Source organism: Nocardia sp. NPDC023852 (genome assembly GCF_040639505.1).
In the GTDB taxonomy this organism is placed as follows: Bacteria; Actinomycetota; Actinomycetes; order Mycobacteriales; family Mycobacteriaceae; genus Nocardia.
In genome coordinates, this window is sequence record NZ_JBFAAB010000005.1 from 304,244 (window position 1) to 325,521 (window position 21,278).

Annotated in this window: 17 protein-coding genes; 6 read left to right on the plus strand and 11 right to left on the minus strand. The window is 66.5% G+C overall.

Going from position 1 to position 21,278, the window contains the following annotated elements; translation table 11 throughout:
- Positions 1-88: 88 nt before the first annotated feature.
- Positions 89-886, minus strand: a complete 798-nt coding sequence (locus AB0H00_RS12545) for a TetR/AcrR family transcriptional regulator (RefSeq protein WP_357265027.1) — start codon at positions 884-886, stop codon at positions 89-91.
- Between the two features lie 374 nt (positions 887-1,260).
- Here AB0H00_RS12545 and AB0H00_RS12550 point away from each other — a divergent pair, with 374 nt between their 5' ends.
- Both AB0H00_RS12550 and AB0H00_RS12555 read left to right on the plus strand, forming a co-directional pair.
- Positions 1,261-1,632: a DoxX family protein gene (locus AB0H00_RS12550; RefSeq protein ID WP_357265029.1), complete on the plus strand. Its 372-nt coding sequence runs from the start codon at positions 1,261-1,263 to the stop codon at positions 1,630-1,632.
- 25 nt (positions 1,633-1,657) lie between these two features.
- Positions 1,658-2,296: an NAD(P)H-binding protein gene (locus AB0H00_RS12555; RefSeq protein WP_357265031.1), complete on the plus strand. Its 639-nt coding sequence runs from the start codon at positions 1,658-1,660 to the stop codon at positions 2,294-2,296.
- 391 nt (positions 2,297-2,687) lie between these two features.
- On the opposite strand, the gene AB0H00_RS12560 is transcribed toward AB0H00_RS12555, so the two are convergent.
- Positions 2,688-4,061, minus strand: coding sequence for an FAD-dependent monooxygenase (locus AB0H00_RS12560; protein ID WP_357265033.1), 1,374 nt, complete (start codon positions 4,059-4,061; stop codon positions 2,688-2,690).
- 34 nt (positions 4,062-4,095) lie between these two features.
- Between AB0H00_RS12560 and AB0H00_RS12565 the strand changes: the two genes are divergently transcribed.
- Both AB0H00_RS12565 and AB0H00_RS12570 read left to right on the plus strand, forming a co-directional pair.
- Complete coding sequence (locus AB0H00_RS12565) at positions 4,096-4,782, plus strand: TetR/AcrR family transcriptional regulator (RefSeq protein WP_357265034.1); 687 nt, start codon at positions 4,096-4,098, stop codon at positions 4,780-4,782.
- A 710-nt stretch (positions 4,783-5,492) separates the two neighbouring features.
- Positions 5,493-5,687 carry a hypothetical protein gene (locus AB0H00_RS12570; protein ID WP_357265036.1) on the plus strand — a complete coding sequence of 65 codons (195 nt, stop codon included), beginning with the start codon at positions 5,493-5,495 and terminating at the stop codon, positions 5,685-5,687.
- Between the two features lie 10 nt (positions 5,688-5,697).
- Here the strand turns inward: AB0H00_RS12570 and AB0H00_RS12575 are convergent, their stop codons facing one another.
- On the minus strand, positions 5,698-6,687 hold the full coding sequence (locus AB0H00_RS12575; RefSeq protein ID WP_357265102.1) for a nitronate monooxygenase: 990 nt from the start codon (positions 6,685-6,687) through the stop codon (positions 5,698-5,700).
- A gap of 65 nt (positions 6,688-6,752) precedes the next feature.
- The gene (locus tag AB0H00_RS12580) at positions 6,753-7,451 is read right to left on the minus strand and encodes a WHG domain-containing protein (RefSeq protein WP_357265038.1); all 699 of its coding nucleotides are present in this window, start codon (positions 7,449-7,451) and stop codon (positions 6,753-6,755) included.
- Between the two features lie 238 nt (positions 7,452-7,689).
- Between AB0H00_RS12580 and AB0H00_RS12585 the strand changes: the two genes are divergently transcribed.
- A complete protein-coding gene (locus AB0H00_RS12585) occupies positions 7,690-9,411 on the plus strand; it encodes a GMC family oxidoreductase (protein ID WP_357265040.1) in 1,722 nt (573 codons plus the stop codon).
- 417 nt (positions 9,412-9,828) lie between these two features.
- Positions 9,829-11,394, plus strand: coding sequence for a serine hydrolase (locus tag AB0H00_RS12590; protein WP_357265104.1), 1,566 nt, complete (start codon positions 9,829-9,831; stop codon positions 11,392-11,394).
- Positions 11,395-11,885: 491 nt separating this feature from the next.
- Here the strand turns inward: AB0H00_RS12590 and AB0H00_RS12595 are convergent, their stop codons facing one another.
- The 7 genes from AB0H00_RS12595 to AB0H00_RS12625 all read right to left on the minus strand — a co-directional run bounded on the left by AB0H00_RS12595 (position 11,886) and on the right by AB0H00_RS12625 (position 21,122).
- Positions 11,886-13,445 (minus strand): aldehyde dehydrogenase family protein, encoded by a 1,560-nt coding sequence (locus AB0H00_RS12595; RefSeq protein ID WP_357265042.1) that lies wholly within the window; start codon positions 13,443-13,445, stop codon positions 11,886-11,888.
- Positions 13,446-13,895: 450 nt separating this feature from the next.
- A complete protein-coding gene (locus AB0H00_RS12600; protein WP_357265044.1) occupies positions 13,896-15,425 on the minus strand; it encodes a GMC family oxidoreductase N-terminal domain-containing protein in 1,530 nt (509 codons plus the stop codon).
- 136 nt (positions 15,426-15,561) lie between these two features.
- The gene (locus tag AB0H00_RS12605; RefSeq protein WP_357265046.1) at positions 15,562-15,762 is read right to left on the minus strand and encodes a ferredoxin; all 201 of its coding nucleotides are present in this window, start codon (positions 15,760-15,762) and stop codon (positions 15,562-15,564) included.
- Positions 15,759-17,000, minus strand: a complete 1,242-nt coding sequence (locus AB0H00_RS12610) for a cytochrome P450 (RefSeq protein WP_357265048.1) — start codon at positions 16,998-17,000, stop codon at positions 15,759-15,761. The genes AB0H00_RS12605 and AB0H00_RS12610 overlap by 4 nt, the downstream gene beginning before the upstream one ends.
- A 563-nt stretch (positions 17,001-17,563) precedes the next feature.
- Complete coding sequence (locus AB0H00_RS12615; RefSeq protein WP_357265050.1) at positions 17,564-19,954, minus strand: excinuclease ABC subunit UvrA; 2,391 nt, start codon at positions 19,952-19,954, stop codon at positions 17,564-17,566.
- Between the two features lie 302 nt (positions 19,955-20,256).
- Positions 20,257-20,667, minus strand: a complete 411-nt coding sequence (locus AB0H00_RS12620) for a VOC family protein (protein WP_357265052.1) — start codon at positions 20,665-20,667, stop codon at positions 20,257-20,259.
- Between the two features lie 5 nt (positions 20,668-20,672).
- Positions 20,673-21,122 (minus strand): helix-turn-helix transcriptional regulator, encoded by a 450-nt coding sequence (locus AB0H00_RS12625; protein ID WP_357265054.1) that lies wholly within the window; start codon positions 21,120-21,122, stop codon positions 20,673-20,675.
- Positions 21,123-21,278 lie beyond the last annotated feature (156 nt).

Genomic DNA, 21,278 nt, shown 5'->3' on the forward strand with positions numbered 1-21,278 from the left:
TCACCAATTTCTGGACACCGCTGCCACTCGACCAACATAGGACTGTTATGGATGCGGCCGGGCCCAGCTGATCGCCACGTCGACGGCGTCACTCCGGTGCAGGCCAGCTCCTTGTCCAGGTTGATGACCCAGTTGCGCAGGGCTGCTGCGGCCGCGTTGACATCGGCACGGGGTCCACGGAGCCGCCGCCGGTGGTGAACTGCAGCGTACCGACGCCGGCTTCCTGCATGGCGCGGTAGAGGGCGGCGGCCGGCGGTGCTTCGGGCAGCGGGGGGATCGGTGCGCCGGGCGCGGTGTAGGAGCGGATCATGTGGGCGACGAGGCGGCGCCAGGTGTCGGGGGCGGCGTCGCCGATGGCGGTGACGACTCCGGCATTGGCGATGAGCAGGATGACGACGTCCTGGTGGGTGAAGTCGTCACGCAGGTGCCCCGTGCTCTTGGCGCGGGTGATGAGTTCGAGCAGCCGGTCGTACGCCTCGACGCGGTGGGCCTCCAGGGTCTTGGCGGTGGGGAAGGTCATGGTCAGGACGTCGGCGAAGCCGCGGTCGGCGGCCTGCATGGCACAGACGGAGTTGAGGTAGCGGGTGAAACCGTGCCAGGGATCCGGGTCGTCCAGGGCGGCGGTTACGGCAGCGACGTAGGCGTCCATGCGCTCAGCGAAGACCGCGGCGACCAGGTCATCCTTGGTGGGGAAGCGGCGGGAGAGGGTGGCTTGGCCGACGCCGGCCTCTCGGGCGATGGAGGCCATGGACACGCCGAGTCCGGCACGGGCGTAGAGGCTGCGGGCGGCGGCCAGGATGCGACAGCGGTTGCGTTCGGCGTCGGCGCGCAGTCCCGCTCCGGGCTGCTGGTCCGGGGTGTCGCTGGGAACTGCGGAAGAAGTCATGCCCTCACCCTATCCAAGTGGAATAGGTTCCCCAGTTCTGCTGTTACGCTGTGCGGCAGTTAAAACGGGAAGGCCGTTTCACTTACAGAAGGGGTGCTGTCAATGCGCGCTGTCACGCTGGAATCCGTCCCCTCGACCCCGGCCGTGGTCAAGATTGCCAGCACCCCGGGCAAGATCGCCGTCTCCTGTGCCTGACCCAAGCCCCACAAAGAGGTGGCCAGTCCCGAGCAGATCGCCCCCTGAACTGGGACCTGCACGAACACCGAGTCCGCTCCGAGGCCGTCTTCAACGCCTGACCGGCCGGCCCACCCCGCCCCCGGATGAGGGCTTCCGATCCCTCCCTACCCCGCCCCTCTTCACCAAGGAATCCGTACGTGAACGTCTTCTTGTGGATCGCGCAAACCGTGCTGGCTGCCATGTTCGCCATGGCAGGCGTGATGAAGTCCACCCAGCCCAAGGACAAGCTGGTCGGCCAGTTGCCCTGGACGGCCGACTTCTCCCAGGCCACCGTCCGCTTCATCGGCATCGTGGAGTTCGCCGCCGCGCTCGGGCTGATCCTGCCCGCAGCCACCGGCATAGTCCCCGTACTGACCCCGCTGGCCGCGACCGGCCTGGTCGTGGTGATGGTGCTGGCCGCGATCACCCACGCCCGCCGCAAGGAACCCGGCGCGATCGCCTTCAACGCCGTCCTGCTGATCCTGTCCGCCCTGGTGGCCTTGGGCCGCTTCGGGCCCTACAGCTTCTGACCCCCACCGCAAGGAGCACTCCCAGATGCGTGTCACCGTCTTCGGCGCTACCGGCGGCATCGGCCGCCTCGTCGTCCAGCAACTCCTGAACAACGGCCACCAGGTCACCGCCCTGGTCCGCACCCCTGACAAGCTCGCCCTCACCGACTCCCACCTCACAGCCGTCACCGGGCAACTGTCCGACCGTGTTGCCGTCGAGCAGACCGTCAGCGGCGCGGACGCGGTCATCAGCGCGCTCGGTCCCTCCCTGAAACGGTCCGCGACCGGCACCCCGGTGACCGACGGAACCCGCACCATCGTGCAGGCCATGGAGGCGCAGAAGGTGGCCCGCTTCATCGGCCTGGCCACGCCCTCACTGGCCGACCCGCAGGACAAGCCGCACTGGAAGCACAAAGTGCTGCCCATCATGGCCGGGCTGATGTTCCCCAACGCGCTGGCCGAACTGAAGGGCATGACCGAGACCGTCACCGGCTCCGGCCTGGACTACACCATCGCCCGCATCACCAACCCGACGAACAAGCCCGCCAACGGCCGTGTCCGCTCCGGCTTTCTCGGCCACGACAAGGTCGGCTCCGCCATGAGCCGCGCCGACATCGCCGCCTTCCTCGTCTCCCAGCTCACAGACACCCGCTACCGGCGAGCAATGCCCGCCATCAGCAACTGAGCCAGGACCCGCCATGACCTTCGAACTCGGCGTCTACTCCTTGGGCAACGTTCCGCGCCTGCCCGTCGGCCGCCACAGACCCGGGCACAGGTTACCCACGATGCGCTGGAGGCCATAAAGCTCGCCGACGAGGCGGTACTGGACTACCTCGGGGGCGTGATGGGGCAGGTGCGCAGGCTTCCTCGGCGGGCCGGTGGCACGTCGACGACCGGGCCGCTGAGCTCTAGGCCACGGCCGTAAGGCGCTCGGCTCGTTGATCTTCCGTAGGCACGCGTCATCCGCTTCGAACCGCGCGCGGCGCGGCAAAGTAGTGCGTTTGCTGACGACGTTGATCTTCGAGACACTGCTACGGCCGGTTCGAACCGCGCCGGCTGCGACAGCACAGGGCGTGCTAGCCGTACGAACGGCTTACGAAACCGTCAGGGCGGACCAGCACCGTCCCGTACGGCCAGCCATCCACGAGGTGCACCGGAATGTCGGCCTCCACGTCGGGATCGGCCGTGAGTACGCACCACTGCGATCCGACGAGATCTAGCGTGGACACCCCGCCTGCCACCCACATGTGCGGCAGGCGGGATCCCGGCGACCCGTCGAGGCCGAGGGCGACGTCCTCGGTGGAGGGGAGCTCCGCGCCGCCGTACCGGTAGCCCATGTGCACCACCGGCGCGTTGATCGCCCCTGCTGCCTTGCGCGCCTCTGCCATGTCCTTTCCCCAGTGCAGGGACGGATCGTTGAACCGCAGGAGCGCCTGCTCCATCGTCATGAGGGCCACCGGATGGCGTTCCGCGTGATAAGTCTCCAGCAGCTCGGGTCCGGCCTCACCGCGCAGCACGTGCGCGAGCTTCCACGCCAGATTGTGCGCATCGGCGACGCCGGCGTTCAACCCGAACGCGCCCAGTGGGGGGATCGCGTGCGCCGCGTCGCCCACCAGGAAGACCCGCCCGGCGGAGAGCCGATCGGCCACCTGGCCGCGCCCCCGGAACCTCAGCACACTGCGGATCTCCACCTCGATCGACGGGTCGCCGAGCGCGGTGCGGATGAGGTCGGGAGTCGGCTCCGTGTCGACACGGGTGAGGAACACCCACTCGCGTTCGCCATCGACGGTCACCAGCAGACCGGTCGCGTCCGGATGCTCGATATTGCACATGGCGAACGGCTTGCGCGGACGCAGATCAGCACCGAACAGAACACTCGTCGTCTCCTTACCGATCACACCGGGTCCGGTGAGGCCGATGCCGAGGACCTGCCGAACCCGGCTGCGCACCCCGTCGGCCGCCACGAGATAGCGCGCCCGCACGACACGCCCGTCGGACAGGGTCGCCGTGACGCCGCCGGAGTCCTGCTCGAACGAGTCGAGCGCCACGCCGAACTCCACGTCGCCGGCCTTGGTGATCAGCACGCGGTCGAGCCGGTTCTGTGCGCAGGTGCCGCGGATTCGGGCCGGTGTGTAGGTGAGCTCGGCCGCGGTTTTCGTCTTCCACTCCTCGCTTTCGGTGAAGTCGGCCTCTGCGAGCGTCCGCCCTCTGATCTTCCCCGCCCGCAAGTCGACCGCGGCCTCGTTGACCGCCTGATCCAGGCCGACCTCGCGCAGGATCTCCACCGACCGCGACCCGATGCCGGTGGCCCTGGGGTGGGGCGACAGCCCCGGCTTCTCCTCGACGACGAGGGGCTTGACGCCGTGGTGGCGCAGCAGCACCGCGAGCATCAGCCCGACGGATCCGCCGCCGACGATCAAAACATCTCTGGATACAGTGTGCCCGCACATGGGCACACTGTATCCACTTCTGTAGACTCTGTCCATGTCGCTTATCTGGGAGCGTGAGCCGTACCGGTCGAAAAAACAGGCCCTGAGCGTGGAGCGCATCGTGGATGCGTCCGTCGCCATCGCCGATGCCGAGGGGCTAGACGCGCTGTCGATGCGCCGCGTCGCCGCCGAGCTGTCGACCGGCACGACCTCGCTCTACCGCTACGTGGACAGCCGCGACGACCTGCTCGACCTCATGGCCGATGCGGTACAGGACAACCACGTGCCGCTGACGGGAGACTGGCGCGCCGACCTCGAGGCGTACGCCCACCACGAGCGCGAGCTGTGGCTGCGGCACACCTGGCTCGCCCCGCTGCTGGCCACCCGGCCATCGCTCGGCCCCAACTGGCTGCGCGGCCTGGAACACGCCCTCACCGCAGCCGCCCCGCTGACCTCCGACATCGCCGACGCGGCCTCGGCCGTCGGGCTGATCAGGGACTACGTGCGCGGCGCGGTCATGCGTGACCTCGCCGAGAAAGAGACCCAGCGGCGCACCGGTCAGACCGAGGACCAGTGGCGCGCCGCCGTCGCCCCCTACCTGCGCAAGGTCATCGAGAGCGGCGCATATCCCCGGGTTTCGCGCATGACCAAATCCGCCGACCTGAGCCCGGCCGAACAGTTCTCGTACGGGTTGCGCCGCATCCTCACCGGGATCGCGGACTCTCAGCAGACGGCAAAGTGATCACGAATGCACCGAGGCCGATCCCGCCCGAACGGGGGACCATCTACGCGACACACTGTATTCGGCTACTTAACAGGGCTTGATCCCGGCCAGGATCGAGTTACAGGTGCTCAGTGGGAGGCTCCCTAATCGGCTGCCATTACAGTTCACTTTGCTTGCCGACGCCAGCAGCCGATCCCGCCGGGACTTCATCCGCCGCAGAGGCACGGCCTTGCCGGTCAGCCTGTGCGCGGCCAAAGCAATCAACCGCCGCGACGACATCGCCGCGATATCCACCGCCGCTGGGATCACCGCGTTTACATCCGCACCCGGGCCAAGGCGTTGCGTATCCCTCGGCCGCACCAACCGATGAGCCGCACGCACCGCTGACCTCGGCGATCCTCACCCAGCCGGCCCCGGCCGGGGGCGAGCGACCTCAGGCGCCGAGCAGCGTTCAGTTCCCCTTGCGGAGGTGACCGGCCACCATTGTCGTGGGGTAGCTGGCGCCACCATCGATTCGGGACTGCAATGCGATGCGTAGCTTCGACACCCAGATAGTTGTCGGCGTAGCTATTCTCACGGATGAGATGAGGGCTGGCGCGAATGGCCCGATCGCGAAGGGCTGCTCGTTCGTTGATGCCTGGCCGGCTGCGTCGGCCCGGTCACCGTGCCTCGGTGACGCGACGCCGTTACCGACCGAACCAGGAGACACCACCGACAGGAGGCAAACGATGGCCGACAACTCCGTCGCGGTCCTGCGCCGCTGGCATGATTCCGGCGGTGTCTGGCGCGTGGTCGGCCACCGATCCGGCGCGGTCACCGTCGCGCTCTACCCGTGTACCGGCGGCGAGGAAGTCGATCGCTTCACCTCCGCCGATCCAGACCTGATCGGCTTCCTCGGCGACCGGCACAGCAGCGAGGACTGATCGCAGCCGCTCACTCTTCGGCTGGGCGGCAAGTAATATGCGCGGTCGCGCCCAACCACAGCCGCTCGATCACTCGCGCAGCCGGTTCCACGGCGGTGACCATGCCGACGCCTTGCCCGGCGTCCACGGGCGCGACGTCGGGATCGTTCGCGGCGATCCCGGCGGCCAGCGCGTTCTTCGCCGACGGGTCCGCGGCGAGCAGGCCCTCCCGCCCGTTCCAGCGCTCGGCGAACCCGTTGCGTAGCACTCGCGCGGGAAACCTTGCAGGCCAAGGCAATTCCATCCCGACGTCGAACGCGCGGGTGACCACCGTATCGTTGCTCCGCGCGGCTAGCAACGCTTGGCGACCCGCCTCCGACAGCAGTGATTCCGAGCAGGCTGCCAGGCAGGTGCCCAGCCACGCGCCGCTCGCTCCCGCAAGCAGCACCGCCGCCAGGTCCGACGACGAGCCGATCCCACCGGCGGCGAGCACGGGAACCGACGCGACATCCAGCACCTCGTCCAGGAGCGGCAGCAGCGGCCTCGTCACCGCACCATGCCCGCCGCCTTCCATACCGCGTGCCACGAGAAGACCTACACCCGCGTCCTGCGCACGCCGCGCGTCCTGCGCGCTATACACCTGGGTCGCTGGGACGATTCCCGCAGCCGTGACCCGGGCAACCCAGTCGAGGTCGACGCCGAAGCTCACCGAAATCAGCGCGGGCTGGGCCGCGATCGCGACGTTCAACAGCTCCGGCTGCGCGGCGACGACCCAGTCCACCAGACCGATGCCGAGCGGCCCGTCTATTCCGCGGACATGCGGCAGTTCTCGTTCCAGCGCCGCGACCGACCCGGCGCTGCCCATCCCGATCATGCCGAGCCCGCCGGCCGCGATCACCGCCGCCGCCAGCCGCCCGCCCGCCACCCCACCCATCGGCGCGTTGACCAGCGGAATGCGCAGACCCATCCGTCGCGACCATGCGGTCGCGACACTCGGCTCGTCCGATGGAGATAGCCGCATTCCGAACTCTGTCACGTGACCCATACCAACACACCGCGACAACGGGGTTCGGATCGGCCGGTGGGTCAGCCGCGATAGCCGAGCATGTCCAGCAATGCGTCGAGCTGGAGTTCGAACAGTTCGTCGCGGTCGGCGAAGGTGTCGGTGCCGTACATGTCGAAGACGTCGGCGCTCACCACCCCGATCAGGCTGACCCAGAACGTCACGCCGCGGGCGACCAGCCAGTCCGGCAGGTCGAGCTGGAACTCGTCTCGGACACGCGCGAAATCACCTGCGAGCGGGGCGGATGGGCGTAGCTCACGATCGGGTGCGGCGAGCAGGTCCGCCTGGTGAGCGCAAGCGAACAGTGTCTGCATCGTGGCGATCACCCGGGTGCCCGGCGCGACGGTCTCAGCCGCCGGAGCGTCGTAGCCGGGCACGGGTGTGCCGAACAGCAATCCGTAGCGGGCGGGTTCGGCCAGCGCCCAGCGCCGGATGGCGCGGCCGACGATGCGCAGGTGTTCGATCGGATCGTCGGCATTGTCGGTCAGGCTGGCGTCGACCTCGTCGCCGAGCGCGTTGTAGCCGTCGATCACGAGCAGCGTGAGCAGCTCATCACGGCTGCGAACGTACCGGTAGACGGCCGAAGAGACCACTCCGAGGTCGCGGGCCACGGCACGCAGCGACAGCGCGGCGGCGCCGTCGGTCGCCAGGTGTTCCCGTCCGATGCGGACGATGTCGTTCATGGTCTGGACCCTGGCGCGGGCGCGAGGTGTCGTCGGCATACCAGACACCTTGCGCGCCTTCGAGAGCAATGTCAACCATTGTGAGCGCCGCTCTTGAACCGCCGAAGGTTGCTCGGATACCGCGGAAAGTAGCACCTTCACAGCAGCAGCCTCGAGCCCGGTCCGTGATCAGCTCGCTGTCGTGGCAAAAGATTCGACGCGGAGCCACATTGCGAAGCGAAACCTACCCGGGAGTAATGTCAGCCGAGTCACTGGCGACACGATCGAGGAGTTTCACATGGACCAGCGGACGACGGATTTCGATGTGCTGATCGTCGGTTCCGGGTTCGGTGGCAGCGTCACCGCGCTCCGGCTGGTGGAGAAGGGCTACAAGGTCGGCGTGCTGGAAGCAGGCCGACGCTTCGCCGACAACGAGCTGCCCAAGACCAGCTGGGAGCTGAAAAAATTCCTCTGGGCACCCGCCCTCGGCTGCTACGGAATCCAGCGGATCCATCCGCTGCGCAACGTCCTCATCCTCGGCGGCGCCGGTGTCGGAGGAGGCTCGCTGAACTATGCCAACACGCTGTACGTACCGCCGGAGCCGTTCTTCCAGGACGCGCAGTGGCGCGACATGACCGACTGGCGCGACGAGCTGACTCCGTACTATGCGCAGGCACAGAAGATGCTCGGCGTGGTGCGCAACCCGCACATGACGCCCGCCGACAAGGTCTTCCAGGCAGTCGCCGACGATATGGGTGTCGGCGACACATTCGTGCAGACACCGGTCGGCGTGTTCTTCGGCGAACCGGGAAAGACCGTAGCGGACCCGTACTTCGGTGGCGTCGGCCCCGAGCGTACCGGCTGCGTCGAATGCGGCGACTGCATGGTGGGCTGCAAGTACGGCGCGAAGAACACCCTCGTGAAGAACTACCTGTATCTCGCCGAACAAGCCGGCGCCGAGGTGATTCCGATGACGACCGTCACCGCACTGCGCCCGCACCCCGACGGCACGTGGGACGTGTCCACCGCCCGCACCGGTGCGTGGGTCCGCAAGCGGCCGCAGACGCTGACCGCGGCACATGTCGTGCTCGCCGCGGGGACACGCGGCACCCAGAAGCTGCTGTTCGCTATGCGCGACAAGGGTGTGCTGCCGGACCTGTCCGATCGGCTCGGCGTGCTCACCCGCACCAACTCGGAGTCGATCGTCGGGGCGGCGACCAAGAAGGTCACCCCGGGCGTCGACTTCACCAAGGGTGTCGCGATCACCTCGTCGATCCATCCCACCTCCGACACCCACATCGAGCCGGTCCGCTACGGCAAGGGCTCCAACGCGATGGGCCTGCTGCAGACGCTGATGGTCGACGGCGGCGGCCGCATCCCGCGCTGGCTACGCTTCCTCGGTCTGGTGCTGCGGCATCCCATGAACCTGCTCAGCTTCCTGAGCACCAAGAACTGGAGCGAGCGGACCATCATTTCGCTGGTCATGCAGCACCTGGACAATTCGATCACGACCTACACCAAGCGTGGGGTGTTCGGCCGCAAGCTCACCAGCAAGCAGGGGCACGGCGAGCCGAATCCCACCTGGATTCCGATGGGCAACGAGGTGACCCGCCGGGTCGCCGAGAAGATCGGCGGCATCGCGGGCGGCAGCTGGGGCGAAATCTTCAATATCCCGCTCACGGCCCACTTCCTCGGCGGCGCGGTGATCGGGGCCGACGCGGAGCATGGCGTGATCGACGGCTACCACCGCGCATTCGGCTATCCGACGCTCAGCGTCGTCGACGGTGCGGCAGTCTCGGCCAACCTCGGTGTGAACCCGTCGCTGACCATAGCCGCCCAGGCCGAGCGGGCGGCGGCGTACTGGCCGAACAAGGGTGAGGTGGATGCCCGGCCACCGGTGGGCACCGGGTATCAGCGCATCGCCCCGATCGCCCCCGCCCAGCCGGTGGTTCCGGCGAGTTCGCCTGCGGCGCTGTCGCTTCCGATCGTCGAGATTCGGGAGACACCCGCCGCCGGATAGGACACTGACGGCCGGCGTTCCTCGGTGCGAAAACCCCACTGGACCGACCCACCCGTGCACTCGGCAGTGGCCATGCGCGGACTACCTCGGGATCCTCAGGTTCGCATCGGCGCGGATCGCCGAGCACGGTATCGCCCAGAGCGTCCGCTGGACGCTCCGATACATGACCGAGAGCTGGCGTCCCAGAAGTCGGTCCCACCCGTCGCGGGTGTCGATCCGGCCGAGCAGCTACCGCACGTCGCGCTGGGGCTCGTCTGCGTCTGCGATCCCGCCCGCTGGCTTTCCATGCCGAGAGATTCCGGAAACCTCCCGCACAGCAACATCAGCTCAACTAGTCTGAACTGGTCTTTTGTCGCTATGACCGCCAGGAGGCGACCTGTGAGCACACTGCGGCGCGCACTGCTCGGTCCCGCGGTGATGGCGGCCGCCGCCGTTCTCACCGTTTCGGGCTGTAGCGGCGACCAGCGATCGGACTCCTCTTCCGGCGACGGCAGGCCGACCAGTTCCGCCGCGATGCCCAATCAGATTGCCGGAGTCCCCATCCCGGACGGACAGATCGGTGATGCGGTGGCCCAACTCGACCAACTCGCCGACGGCTTGTTTGCGTCCTCGGGCATCCCAGGAATGGCAGTCGCCGTCGTCCATGGCGGAAAGATGGTGTACAGCAAGGGGTTCGGCGTCCGCGACGTCGTCACCAAAGAAAAGGTGGACTCGGACACCGTTTTCCAGCTCGCGTCGGTCTCCAAATCCGTCGGCGCGACGGTCGTCGCCCGCCGGATTGCCGCCGGGGGCGTCGCATGGGACACCCCGGTGCGCCAACTTCTGCCGTCCTTCGCGCTCGCCGACCCATATGTCACCGATCACGTCACGATCGGTGACCTGTACTCGCACCGCTCGGGGCTGCCGGATCATGCAGGCGACCTACTGGAAGACTTGGGATACGACCGCCAGCAAGTGCTCGACCGGCTGCGCCTGCTGCCGCTCGACCCCTTCCGAGACTCTTACGAGTACACCAATTTCGGGGTGACCGCGGCCGCGACCGCCGTGGCGGCGGCCGCGGGCACCGACTGGGAGACGCTGTCCCAGCAAACGATCTACGGTCCGCTCGACATGGACTCGACCAGCTCGCGATACACCGACTTCGCGTCCCGCGCGAACCGCGCCGATGGCCATGTCCTCATCGACGGCAGGTATGAGGTGGCGAATCCACAACGCCAACCCGATGCGCAGTCCCCGGCAGGTGGGGTCAGCTCGTCGGTCGCCGATATGGCCAAGTGGATGGCTATGGTGCTCGCGAACGGCTCCGCGAACGGTCATGTGCTCGTGCCGCCGAACGAGCTACTGCCCGCCATCTCGCCGCAGGCGGTGTCGGTGCCACCGGAAGCGTCGGACGCGCGGGCCGGATTCTACGGGTTCGGCTTCAACGTGAGTGACTCCGCCGCGGGCCGGGTCGTGCTCGGCCACTCCGGGGCGTTCAGTCTCGGCGCGGGAACCGCGTTCACGTTGATTCCCTCCGCTGACCTCGGCATCGTGACGTTGACCAACGCGGGGCCGATCGGGGTGCCCGAAACGCTGAACGCCGAGTTCGCCGACCTCGTCCAATTCGGGAAGATCCAGCAGGACTGGCGCGCCCGGTATCGCGAGGCGTTCAAACCACTCGCCGCACCGACCGGCGCACTGGCCGGCAAGCAGCCGCCCGCCGATGCCGCTCCCGCGCAACCCTTGCCGAGCTACGCGAGCACTTACGAGAATGCCTATTACGGCCCAGCGACGGTCACCGTCACCGACAACTCCCTGACCCTCGCCCTCGGCCCGAGGAACACGACCTTTCCACTGAAGCACTGGGACGGCAACACATTCGTCTTCACCCCGACGGGCGAGAACGCCAACCAGGGAACGATTTCCCAGGCGATCTTCGATGGCGGCAGGCTCACGCTGGAGTACTACGACACCGAACACCTCGGCGTTTTCACCCGGCCGTGAGAGGGCGCTTTCAGCCCGCACGTCGATCTGACGACGTCGCTCGAGCATCCCGGACCGGCTCCGCTACGGCACCAGTTCGACAACCGCACCCGCTGTGAGGATGCCGACGATGCGCAGGCATCAGGTACACCCACTCGGTCCGGGAACCGGACCGTTGTACGAGTCGCAGATCGCAGTGGGACACTCGCTGATCGTGTTGTCGCGTGGCTTCCCCCGCCAGACTTCACAATTGCGTACGATGGCTGCGCCGGGGACGTGGCGGCGTCTGCTCGGCAACGGGGAAGTGACCCGCCCGGACAACGCAACAGTACCGGGCGGGTCACACTTTTCACGGCCCGCGCCGCTGCACGGCCTGCCGTCGACTGCGTTCGATCAGCAGGTCGACCAAGGGCGACAACCAACGAGAGCCATAAGCCGCCCAGGATGATCCGATCCCATGGTGTCCGTCGCCGTTGCCGCGGTTGTGAACTGCACGCCGTGATCGGACGGACTCAGACGGTGATGCCCGGCCCATGTCCGACCGGTACGCCGGAAACAATTTCTCTCGGCAGGTCGAGGGCGGGATCGACGGAGATCGTCTTCTGCAGCAGATACTCCTGCACCGCCCCGACGCCGTGCTCGCGCCCGAGTCCGGACTCTTTGTAACCACCAAAAGGAGACCCGAGATCCGCGGCGAATGTATTGACGGAGAAGGTTCCCGTCCGAATTTTCTTTGCGATGTCGAAACCGTGTGTCGAGTCGGCAGTGAAGACGGACCCGGCCAGACCATAGCGGCTTTGATTGGCGATACGGATGGCATCCTCCTCACCCTTGTGCGCGATCAAAACGGCTACCGGCCCGAATATCTCGTTCTGCGCGATGTCCATGTCGTTGGTGACGTCCGTGACCAACGTCGGTTCGATGTACCAGCCTTCCGAGAGATGCGACGGTCGTCGGCCACCGGTGCGTATCGTTGCTCCTTGCTCGACGGCCCCGGCAAGATGAGCTTCGACTCGCTCCAGGTGCGACTTACTGATCACCGGTCCCACCACCGTGTCAGCGTCACGCGGATCGCCCACCTTCAGCGCTTCGAAAGCACGCGTGAATGCCTCGGCGTAGAACTCGTACTGTTCCTCGGGAACAAGAAACCGGGTCTGAGCGACGCAGCTCTGGCCAGAATTGGTGGCAACACTCGCTCCCACGAGAGTGGGAACGACAATCTCGGGATCGGCATCCGCCAGGACTATCGCCGCCGATTTTCCGCCGAGTTCCAAGACCACCGGTCGAATCAGTTCGCCGCACGTTGCGCCGATCTTCTTGCCGACTTCTGTGGATCCGGTGAAGCTCACCATGTCGACGCCGGGATGTCCGACGAGATACTCCGACTCGCCTGCTCGCGCCGCCACGATGTTGATGACTCCAGCGGGGAAATCGATCTCCTGCAACAGATTTCCGAGATTGAAGATCGCCAGCGGGTTCGGTTCCGTCGCTTTCACAACGACCGTGCATCCGGCGATCAGTGCGGGACCGATCTTCTGCGCTACGGCCGGAAGAGCGAAGTTATAGGCAGGAAATATCGCGACAACACCCACCGGCTCCTTGACCACCAGGCTTTTGCCCGCCATCGGAATGATGCCGACCGCATCCCCCGATCCCGCAAACGGGGACAGGTCGCTGACCCGGAGCTCACTGGTCTCCAGCGACTTTGCGACTTCGGCAGCGTAATTCAGACTCATCACCGGCGCGACGGCCTGATAGACCCGCGAGAGCAGATGGCTGCAGCCCAGCTCGTCGGTGACCAGCTCGGCGAGTTCCTCCGCGTGTGCGGCGATCGCCGCGGCAAGGCGGACCAGATGCTCACCGCGCTGCACTGGAGTGAGATGCGGCCACTCGGAGTCGTCGAAACTCTGTCGGGCGGCGGCAACTGCCGCGTCGATATCCGCGTCGGTCGCGGCCGGCACCGAACCGATCGGCTTGCCGCTCGCGGGCGAAATCACCTCGAATCGGTCGTGTGAGGACGTCTTTCGCCACGATCCCCCAATAAAGAATCCAGTGAATTCGCGGTCGATCACCCGAAGCTCCTCTCACAGGCATGGCCATATCGTCGGCGCGCGCGTTGTTCGCTCTCGTGAACTGAGTTGAACTCGGTTCGACTTTACTGTACCTCTGCAGTGATTCACTTCACAAGCAATTTCATTATTGAACTGACTTCAATTTTAGACAATTTGCCGTAGCGCCCGCAGGTCGGTGGCCAGCAACTTCGGCGTCGCCTCGCCCGCGCCACTCCCGGTATCGGCGCCTCGCCGAGTGGGGGATGACCCCCTTGCTAGGACTGAGAAATTGAAGCTGGCGAGATAGACGGTCGACTCCCCCAAGTCCTGAGCGGATACATCGGCATACTGACTGCTGCACATGCATCCGGAGGAGGAAGCCACGAGCTGTTGACGCCGCCGCTTCGAGGCTCCGGGCCTGGTTGGGATAGTCATGCCCGTGCCGTTTCCCGTCCCGAGTGCTCGGTCCGGCTAGATGAAGGTGCCCTTGATGAAGTCTGCGCACCTTTCGGCGATCATCATGGTGGTGGTATTGGTGGGCACGCCGACAATCGTTGGCATGACCGACGCGTCGGCGATATACAGCGCATCGAGACCGTGAACCTTGCAGTCCTGTCCCACGACCGCCCACGGACTGCCCGCGTCGCCCATCGATGCCGTGCCCACGGCGTGCGCGTATGTGTTCTTCGCTTCCAGGACTGCCTGGGTCAGTTGACCAGTGGTGACGGCCGCCGGCCCCGGCCACAGCTCGTCGCCGACGTACTTCGCGAGCGGTCCGGAGTTCATCACCTGCCGCGTGAGTTCGACGCCTTGCACCAAACGGCGGAGATCATCGGGATGATGCAGGAGATTGAGCAGGATCCGCGGGTCTGTGTCGGGATCAGCAGATCTGATCTCGGTATATCCGATCGAGTACGGGCGAACCAGTCCGACGGCGACAAGAACCGAGCCGGACTCCAGGGTGAAGGGAATCACATGTAGGTCGATGTCCGTTGAACTGCCCGGCCCTGCCGCACCCGTCGTCAAGACGACCTCCAATGGTGGCAGGAGCTCGCCGATGGCCTCCGCATCGCCGGAATAGGTCATGTACACCAACGGATGATCGCGGAGATTGCGGCCAACGCCTTCCAGCGGCACTTCGACCGAGATATCCAACTGCTCGAGCACCTCGGCCGGCCCGATTCCGGATCGCATCAGGATCGACGGCGTACCGATAGATCCCGCACACAGCACCACCAGATCCGCATCGAGGCGCTCGCCGTCGGCGAGCAGGACCGCACGCGGTCGTCCGTCCACAATCTCGAGCCGGTCGACATCAGCGCCGCCACGAACCGCAAGATTCTTGCGGTGGCGGGCAGCCGCGAGGTAGGTCACCGCGGCGCTCTGCCTGATTCCGTCCTTCTGGTTCAACGGGACCGGGCCGACACCGAGCTGGCTTTCACCGTTGAGATCGTCGACCACCTGGTAGCCGAGGCTGACGGCCGATTCGACAAAGGCCGCCATGAACGGCCTCAGTCCGTCCCCTTCGCTCCATCGCTTGATCGGGACAGGTCCGTCGACGCCATGCAGCGGACCCCCGACAGGATCGTTCTCGAGTCGCTTCAGATACGGCAAAACCTCGTCCCACGACCACTTGTCCAAGCCAAGGCCTACCCACTGCTCGAAATCGCGCCGGGTCGGGCGCAGCGCGTTCGTGGCGTTGACCGAAGACGATCCACCCATCACCTTGCCGCGTAGCACCGGAAGTACCCCCTGCTCGACAATGGCGAAGGTAGGGGCATTGGCGGAGCCAGGGATGTGGTCGTCCGATACGTAGCCCCAGTCGTGTGACGTGAACCCGAAGGTGAAGGCGTCCTTCACGTGCTCATGGAGATCATCGACCGTCGGATAGTCGGGCCCCGCCTCGACGAGCACGACCTCGTTGTCTCGATCCTCGGACAGCCGCGCGGCCACGACACAACCACCGGAGCCACCCCCGACGACCACTATGCGTCTTTTCATTGCGTGTCTCCTCGAGGGGCGTCTGTCGGTGGTGTGGTCATTCGGAGGCGCATGCAGGGCTGAATTCGCGCGCCATCACCCAGCGGTCGAGACCATCGATTGCCCGCTGTTTTCCGCCCGCGGCCGGATCGACGAGTCACTGCGCGCTCAGGGTGATGGCCCCCTCGGGGCAGGTACCTTCCGCGTCGGCGGCCGCCTCCACCTGGTTGTCGGGCACCTCGATCGTCTGATCCCGTATCGTGACGTAGCCCTCCTCGTCGCAGGCGAGCAGGTCCGGAGCCATCGAATAACAGCGGCCGTGCCCAGTGCAGCTCGTGCCGTCGACCGTGATTCTCACGACTTCACCTCCCAGGCCAGCGGAAGCCGAGTCAGGGTCATCATCGCACCGCCGCCGCGCTCGGTCAGCTCGTCGTTGCCCGCGATGTGGAAGTCCGGGATCACCCGCAACCACTCCTCGACCGCGAGCTGCAGCTCGCGGCGCGCGAGATGGGCGCCCAGGCAGCGGTGGGGTCCGTTGGCGAAGCCCATGTGTTGGTTGCGCTGGCGATCGATGAGGAACTCACCGGCCCGGTCGTAGACCCGCGGATCTCGGTTCGCTCCGGAGACGAGCGCGTAGACCATATCGCCCTGCTTCAGCTGAACGCCGTGAAACTCGATGTCGCGCGTCACCTTTCGGCCGTCGCCGAAGACGATGGTGTACAAGCGCAACACCTCCTCCACCGCGGACGGGATCAGCTCTGGCTCTTCGATCAGCTGCCGGCGATGCTCGGGGTGCGTCGCGAGGTGCCGGAACAGGTAGCCGAGCGTGCCGCGTGTCGTGTCGAGCCCGGCCAGCACGAGCACCGTGAGCATGTCGAGCATCTCGGCGTCGGCGAGCGGACGATCATCGAAGGTCGAGTGCAGCAGGTGCGTGGCGAGATCGCCCTCACGAGGCACCAGATCGGTGCGTCGCTCGGCCAAGGCGGCGACCCAGTACTCGCGGATACCGTCGAGCGCTTTGCCCATCGGCTCCAGACCGGCGGGGTCTCCGCTGAAGCCGCCGAAGAAGTCCTCGACCCACGGCACGAAGAGGTCCGCGTCGGAGGGATCGATGCCGATCACGCTGAGGAACGCCTCGGTGGGAAAGCGCAGGGCGAACTCGCCGACGAAGTTGGACTCGCCCGAGGGGGCAACATCCTCGACGAGTCGGCGGCAAAGGCCGCGCATTGTCGCCTCCGCATCGTCGATCGCGTGCGGCGAGAACCACGTGTTCACGATCCGGCGGTACTTGATGTGATCAGGTGCGTCGATCTGCGTGGGAACGAAGCGATAGATCGGGTCCGGCTGCCAGGGCGTGATCGACTCACTCGAGAACAGCTGCGGCGATTTGTAGATGTCGCGCACCGCGTCGTGGCGGGTGAACACCCAGTAACCCTGTGCGAAGGTGTTGAAGAAGACCGGGCTCGTCTCGCGCAGTTCATCCGCCAGCGCCCAATGGCAGCCCGCCGCCTGCGCAGGAGCGAAGTCGCGATGCATCACCGGGCATCCGCTCAGGTCTCGCTCGGACGTCTCCGAATTGCTTGTGGTCTGCGTCATGGCGTCGTCTCCTCGGTCGGATCGATGTCAGCATACTGAACTGATTTCAGTTTTACTAGCAAACCGAAAGGTCGATCTCGGTTTGTCAGTTCGACGTGCGACTCGGATCGGACATAGTCGGATCAGCCGGCCTGAACCGCCGACCCACACGAGCTGTCCCATGCGGCAGAATGCCCGCGTTCGCGCGGCAACTGCGGTTTGGTCTGGGCAAGCGCGGGCACGCAACCGCTCCCACCCCATCCGCTCACCCCGGAGCAGACCCGTCGATGTCCTGATTCGGGATCCAACCGCGTCGGCGAATACTGCACGAAACACCGGAAGATGGCGTGCGACAACCGGACTCCGACGGCGAGCGCTTCCATTGCCGAGGCTGAACCCTTCTTGTGCCGACAGAAAAGGCACACGCCGCCGTGGCAATCAGAGCAGGCAATCCGGTGTGCTCCACCGGACCGAAGATTTCCGGCTGAATGCCGAGTGCAGTTGCCCGGCTGTCGCATCCGTCTCGCCGAAACCGACCTCGAGCGACGCGGCGCTGGCCGGCGCCCTTCCCGCGCGGGCGTCGTTCAGGTGCTGACGTAGGCCGCGAGGTGCTCGCCGGTGAGGGTGGAGCGGGCAGCGACGAGGTCGGCGGGGGTGCCCTCGAAGACGATCCGGCCGCCGTCGTGGCCAGCGCCCGGTCCGAGGTCGATGATCCAATCGGCGTGCGCCATGACCGCCTGGTGATGCTCGATGACGATGACCGACTTGCCGGAGTCGACGAGCCGGTCGAGCAGACCGAGCAGCTGCTCGACGTCGGCGAGGTGCAGGCCGGTGGTCGGCTCGTCGAGGACGTAGACGCCGCCCTTCTCGGCCATGTGGGTGGCCAGCTTGAGCCGCTGCCGCTCGCCGCCGGACAGCGTAGTGAGCGGCTGGCCGAGGCTGAGGTAGCCGAGCCCGACATCGGCGAGCCGGTCGAGAATGGCGTGCGCGGCCGGAATGCGCGCCTCGCCGGCGCCGAAGAACTCCTCGGCCTCGGCCACCGACATCGCGAGCACCTCGCTGATATCGCGGCCGCCGAGGTGGTAGTCCAGCACCGATGCTTGGAATCGCTTCCCCTCGCACTCCTCGCAGACGGTGGCGACGCCGGCCATCATCGCCAGGTCGGTGTAGACGACGCCGGCGCCGTTGCAGCTGGGGCATGCGCCCTCGGAGTTGGCGCTGAACAGCGCAGGCTTCACGCCGTTGGCCTTCGCGAACGCCTTGCGGATCGGGTCGAGCAGCCCGGTGTAGGTGGCTGGGTTGCTGCGCCGCGAGCCGCGGATGGGTGCCTGATCGACCGACACCACACCCTCCGAGGCGGGGATGGAGCCGTGGATCAGCGAGCTCTTGCCGGAGCCGGCGACGCCGGTGACAACGCAGAGCACCCCGAGCGGGATGTCGACGTCGACGTTCTGGAGGTTGTGCGTGGTCGCGCCGCGAACTTCCAATGTGCCGGTGGACTTTCGCCTCTTGTCCTTGAGCGAGGCCCGGTCGTCGAAATGGCGGCCGGTGACGGTGCCGCTGGCCCGCAACCCTTCGAGGGTCCCCTCGAAGCAGACGGTGCCGCCCGCCGTACCGGCGCCGGGGCCGAGGTCGACGACGTGGTCGGCGATCGCGATCGCCTCCGGCTTGTGCTCGACGACGAGCACCGTGTTGCCCTTGTCGCGCAGCCGCAGCAGCAGCTCGTTCATCCGCTGGATGTCATGGGGGTGCAGTCCGATGGTGGGCTCATCGAAGACGTAGGTGACGTCGGTGAGCGAGGAGCCGAGGTGGCGGATCATCTTGACGCGCTGAGCCTCGCCGCCCGACAGCGTGCCCGACGACCGGTCGAGCGAGAGGTAACCCAGTCCGATCTCCACGAACGAGTCGAGGGTGTGCCGCAGCGCGGCGAGCAGTGGTGCCACCGACGGCTCGTCAAGGCCGCTGACCCATTCGGCCAGGTCGCTGATCTGCATCGCGCAGGCTTCGGCGATGTTCATCCCCTTGATCTTCGACGAGCGGGCAGCCTCGCTGAGCCGGGTACCACCACACTCGGGGCAAGTGGTGAACGTGACCGCCCGGTCCACGAACGCCCGGATATGCGGCTGCATCGCCTCCTTGTCCTTGGCGAGCATCGACTTCTGAACCCGCGGGATCAGCCCCTCATAGGTCATGTTGATGCCCGCGATCTTCATCCTGGTCGGCTCGCGGTAGAGGAAGTCGTCCAGCTCCTTCTTCGTGTATTCGCGGATCGGCTTGTTCGGGTCGATGAAGCCCGACTCCTTGTAGAGCCGCATGTTCCAGCCGCCCGCGTTGTAGCCGGGAACGGTGATCGCGCCCTCGGCAAGCGACTTGGAGTCGTCGAAGAGCTGGGCGAGGTCGATATCGGACACCGCGCCCCGGCCCTCGCAGGACGGACACATGCCGCCGGTAATGCTGAAGCTGCGACGCTCCTTCACTGTCCGCCCGGCACGCTCCAAAGTGACCGCGCCCGCTCCACTGACCGAGGCGACGTTGAAGGAGAACGCCTGAGGTGAGCCGATGTGCGGCTGCCCGAGTCGGCTGAAGAGGATGCGCAGCATCGCGTTGGCGTCGGTGGCGGTGCCGACCGTGGAGCGGGGGTCGGCACCCATCCGCTGCTGGTCGACGATGATCGCGGTCGTCAGCCCGTCGAGTACATCGACTTCGGGCCGGGCCAGCGTCGGCATGAAGCCCTGCACAAAGGCGCTGTAGGTCTCGTTGATCAGCCGCTGCGACTCCGCGGCGATCGTGCCGAACACCAGGGAACTCTTACCCGAGCCGGAGACGCCGGTGAACACTGTCAGCCGGCGCTTCGGGATTTCGATGCTGACGTCCTGGAGATTGTTCACGCGTGCGCCGTGTACACGGATCAGATCGTGACTGTCGGCAATATGCAGCGCGGACGACTGCGTGCCCTTCCTCGTGGCCGTGCTCATCGTGTCTCCATCTGTTACGCGGGGCCGCCTTCGCGGTCGCCGTCGGCATCGCCTGGCTTGATCTAACCAGCTCCGAGCAGTACGTCTGGTTCGCCTTCGCGTCGGCCCGCGGAGCCGCTGGGCCACGGCCGCGGCGTGCCCGCCGAGTCATCGGACCCACCCGCGGCCGCCGCGCCCCAGCTTCCCGGCCGGACATCTCGCTCACCTCGCGCCAGGCCTGGATGCGGCGGGGAGATGGGGAACCATCAGCAGCGCCGCGCAGTCCCCAGTCCCAAGGACAGCTATTACCAGGTACGGACGGCTCAGCGCAGCTCCTGGATGCGGACCAGGTTGCCCGCCGGATCGCGGACGGCGCAGTCGCGAACCCCGTACGGCTGCTCGGTCGGCTCCTGGACGACGTCGGCATCGCCGGCCTGCAGCCGCTCGAAGGTGCCGTCGAGGTCCTTGGTGGCCAGGAGGATGCTGGCGTAAGTGCCCTTGGCCATCATCTCGACGATGGTGCGGCGCTCGTCGTCGGTGATGCCGGGGTCGACGGCCGGCGGGTGCAGGACGATGGACGTGCCGGGCTGGTCGGTGGGGCCGACCGTGAGCCAGCGCATCCCGTGGTATCCGACGTCGTTGCGAACCTCGAAGCCGAGGGTGTCGCGGTAGAAGGCCAAGGCTGCGTCCGGGTCGTCGTGCGGGAGGAAGCTCGAATGAATGGTGATGTCCATAGCGATCAGGCTAGGTGCGGCTCGGTCACCGGCGCTTCTCGATTCCTGATCGGTCTGGTTACCTGTTTCGTGATGCAGGACGGCATCTCCACCGTCGCGAGCGCCGCCTGGCGCCGGTAGGTGCTGGGTGGCATACCGACCAGCTCGGTGAAGCGAGTGCTGAAGGTGCCCAGCGACGCACAGCCGACCGCGAAGCAGACCTCGGTGACGCTGAGGTCGCCGCGACGCAGCAACGCCATCGCGCGCTCGATGCGCCGCGTCATCAGGTAGCCGTACGGCGACTCTCCGTAGGCGCGCCGGAACTGGCGGCTGAGGTGCCCTGCCGACATGTGCGCGTCGCGGGCCAGCGCCTCGACGTCCAGCGGCTGCGCGTACTCCCGGTCGATCCGGTCGCGGACGCGGCGCAACCGCGCGAGGTCGCGCAGGTGCTGCGCAGCGGCGGGTTTGCTGGTCACAGGTGAGATCGTACGTCCACCGGAATCGCCCCAGCGCCCTTCACGCGGCCATCGTAGCGCGACCCGATCCCGAAATGTTCGAGTGGCACATTGTTGGCAATTCAGCTTCGGCGCGCGTCGTGCCAGCTCAGAATGAAACTTGGCACGACTACAACG

What these genes read in the sequence shown, in the direction of transcription:
- AB0H00_RS12590 (WP_357265104.1), top strand. Translation starts at nt 9,829, where the DNA reads ATGGCGGCCGCCGCCGTTCTCACCGTTTCGGGCTGTAGCGGCGACCAG.
- AB0H00_RS12610 (WP_357265048.1), bottom strand. Translation starts at nt 17,000, where the DNA reads ATGACGCAGACCACAAGCAATTCGGAGACGTCCGAGCGAGACCTGAGC.
- AB0H00_RS12575 (WP_357265102.1), bottom strand. Translation starts at nt 6,687, where the DNA reads ATGCGGCTATCTCCATCGGACGAGCCGAGTGTCGCGACCGCATGGTCG.
- AB0H00_RS12560 (WP_357265033.1), bottom strand. Translation starts at nt 4,061, where the DNA reads ATGTGCGGGCACACTGTATCCAGAGATGTTTTGATCGTCGGCGGCGGA.
- AB0H00_RS12580 (WP_357265038.1), bottom strand. Translation starts at nt 7,451, where the DNA reads ATGCCGACGACACCTCGCGCCCGCGCCAGGGTCCAGACCATGAACGAC.
- AB0H00_RS12620 (WP_357265052.1), bottom strand. Translation starts at nt 20,667, where the DNA reads ATGGACATCACCATTCATTCGAGCTTCCTCCCGCACGACGACCCGGAC.
- AB0H00_RS12555 (WP_357265031.1), top strand. Translation starts at nt 1,658, where the DNA reads ATGCGTGTCACCGTCTTCGGCGCTACCGGCGGCATCGGCCGCCTCGTC.
- AB0H00_RS12570 (WP_357265036.1), top strand. Translation starts at nt 5,493, where the DNA reads ATGGCCGACAACTCCGTCGCGGTCCTGCGCCGCTGGCATGATTCCGGC.
- AB0H00_RS12585 (WP_357265040.1), top strand. Translation starts at nt 7,690, where the DNA reads ATGGACCAGCGGACGACGGATTTCGATGTGCTGATCGTCGGTTCCGGG.
- AB0H00_RS12545 (WP_357265027.1), bottom strand. Translation starts at nt 886, where the DNA reads ATGACTTCTTCCGCAGTTCCCAGCGACACCCCGGACCAGCAGCCCGGA.
- AB0H00_RS12615 (WP_357265050.1), bottom strand. Translation starts at nt 19,954, where the DNA reads ATGAGCACGGCCACGAGGAAGGGCACGCAGTCGTCCGCGCTGCATATT.
- AB0H00_RS12600 (WP_357265044.1), bottom strand. Translation starts at nt 15,425, where the DNA reads ATGAAAAGACGCATAGTGGTCGTCGGGGGTGGCTCCGGTGGTTGTGTC.
- AB0H00_RS12565 (WP_357265034.1), top strand. Translation starts at nt 4,096, where the DNA reads ATGTCGCTTATCTGGGAGCGTGAGCCGTACCGGTCGAAAAAACAGGCC.